The 1,750-nt window shown below is 73.7% G+C and carries 3 protein-coding genes; 2 read left to right on the top strand and 1 reads right to left on the bottom strand.

Annotated elements, in window-relative coordinates; genetic code table 11:
- Positions 1-162 precede the first annotated feature (162 nt).
- Positions 163-681 (bottom strand): hypothetical protein, encoded by a 519-nt coding sequence (locus ABD54_RS26445; protein WP_047872272.1) that lies wholly within the window; start codon positions 679-681, stop codon positions 163-165.
- A gap of 119 nt (positions 682-800) precedes the next feature.
- Here ABD54_RS26445 and ABD54_RS28435 point away from each other — a divergent pair, with 119 nt between their 5' ends.
- Together ABD54_RS28435 and ABD54_RS26440 are read left to right on the top strand one after the other, a co-directional pair.
- Positions 801-956 (top strand): hypothetical protein, encoded by a 156-nt coding sequence (locus tag ABD54_RS28435; protein ID WP_235432213.1) that lies wholly within the window; start codon positions 801-803, stop codon positions 954-956.
- A gap of 159 nt (positions 957-1,115) precedes the next feature.
- Positions 1,116-1,750 (top strand): DUF6924 domain-containing protein (locus ABD54_RS26440; protein ID WP_394324553.1); only part of this gene is annotated, 635 nt, incomplete at its 3' end.

Below are 1,750 nucleotides of genomic sequence, written 5' to 3'. Positions count from 1 at the left end.
CCCCTGGCGGCAGGGGCGGCAACGGCATCCTGCCGCCCCTGCCGCCAGGGGTGTCCAACAGCTCGGGCTGGGGTCCCGCCTGGCGCTGACGGCCCGCGCCCGACCTCACCCGACCCGGCACCGGCTGCCCGGAACCCCGTCGGGGTTCCGGGCAGCCTTGCCTCAGGCCCGGTGCCGTGGGGTGTGGGGCACCGACCCGGTCGCAGTCCGCGTGCGCCGGGGGGCCTGCTCGTCCTCGTGCAGACCCTCGAAGTACTCCTCCTCGCCGAGGCCCTCATCGTCCTCACGGCGCCAGCGCTGCCCCACGAACACCGGGGCGACCAGCAGCACCACCAGGGGCGCGAACACCCCCAGCGGCAACAGCACCAGAGCCCCCTCGGTCCCGGGCAACTGCGGCAACCGCTCCAGCAGGTACATCCGCCACACCGACAGCCCGCTCAGCGAACCCACGGCCAGCGCCGCGCCCAGGGGCAGCATCGGCGTCAGCCGCGGCGGAACCGCCACCATCGCCACCAACAGACCCGCACCCGCCAACCCGGCCACCGCCAGGGGGCCCGAGCCCTGCAGTGCGCCCAGACCGACCGCGTACAGGCCGCGCAGGTGGGTGAACGCCCACCCCACCAGCAGGATCAGCAACGGACCCAGGATCAGACCGGACAGCAAGCCGACGAAGTGACGCACGGGGGTGCTCCTCTCAGAGGTTGCGCAGCACCCTAGCGACAAAAAACAGAAACGGCATCACATCGCCTCAAGACGGGCACCCGTTCCAGGGAGCGGACAAGATGCGCCTGAAGGGGGCGATGACCTCCCCCGTATCCTCCGCATCCGCCACCGCGGCGTGTCTCCACGGCGTGTACCGGCCCCAGGCGCGCATCCGGGACGACGTCCTGCCGCCCCGCTTCCGCTGGCGGGTGCCCACGTTCCAGAGCCCGGGGGGCGCCGCCGCGGGCGTGTGACCCGGTGCCGGCGGGACCGACCGCGCTCGCCCAGCCCCCCGGATCATCGGTCCTGCCGTGCAGGTCCCTGTCCGCCCGCGATCCCCTGGACCCCGGTTTGTCGCTGCAGCCCGGTAGAACCGGTGTGACCGTACACCGCGACCCCGAAGAGGCGCCCTGATGTACCCAGCCCTGCCCCCGCCCCCCGAGGGCGAGACCGAGCACGTGCCCGGCGCGCTACTGATCCGCGGCGACTGCGACGACACCGCCTGGAACGACGTGCTCTCCCGCATGGGCGAACTGCCCGGCATGGTCGCCCACACCCCCGGACAGCCCCTGCCCCCGGCCCAGGGACCCATCCTCCGGCGCCTGCTCGTGGCCGGGGACCCCGCATGGCGGGGCGCCACCCCGGTGGAGGTGTCCCGGGCGCTGAGCGACGAGGACGCCTGGGTTCCCGACCTGGTCCTGATCGCCGACGGCGGTACCACCCGCGACCCCGACCTGCGCCCGCTCACGGCCTTCCTCCCCGGCGACGACGACCTCTACCGGTTCCGCGTCACGCCCCGCCAGGCGGCCATGACCTACCTGGTCACGCACCGCCCCAGCATCGAGGACACCCTGGAGCACCACAAGGAGCACGGCGCCGCCGAGGTCGAACTCGAACCCGGAGAGTCCTACGAGGACTGGTTGGACGGCTCCCCCGACGTGGTGGGCGTGCACGCGATCCTCGACCACCTCGCGCACGTCCTGGCCCAGGCCGGCCTGGAGAACCGCGCCGACCGCGGGCGCACCGCCGTGGTCGGCCACTCCTGGGG

The sequence above is a fragment of the Nocardiopsis sp. RV163 genome, from assembly GCF_001029525.1.
In the GTDB taxonomy this organism is placed as follows: Bacteria; Actinomycetota; Actinomycetes; order Streptosporangiales; family Streptosporangiaceae; genus Nocardiopsis; species Nocardiopsis dassonvillei.
This window is presented reverse-complemented; position numbering and strand designations above follow the sequence as displayed.